The organism is Sulfitobacter sp. HI0027 (genome assembly GCF_001634775.1).
Taxonomy (GTDB): domain Bacteria; phylum Pseudomonadota; class Alphaproteobacteria; order Rhodobacterales; family Rhodobacteraceae; genus Sulfitobacter.
In genome coordinates this window covers 1-201 of the sequence record NZ_LWER01000162.1, presented here as the reverse complement: position 1 = coordinate 201, position 201 = coordinate 1, and the positions used below count along the sequence as shown (strand labels likewise).

General features: G+C 65.2%; 1 pseudogene. It reads left to right on the top strand.

The annotated features are described in order from the left end of the window. A pseudogene (locus A3722_RS10050) lies at nt 1-201 on the top strand (EamA family transporter); the annotation flags it as partial.

Below are 201 nucleotides of genomic sequence, written 5' to 3'. Positions count from 1 at the left end.
ACGCCGCGCATGGCGCTGGCATTGGCGATCGGCGGGGCCGGGGCGCTGTGGGTGATCTTTCGCGGCGACCTCGCGGCTCTGTTGGCGTTCGACATCGGCCGGGGGGAGGCGATTTATTTCATCGGCTGCATCAGTCACGCACTTTATACGCCCATGGTGCGGCGGCTGAACCGAGGCGAGAGCGCGGTGATGTTCACCTTT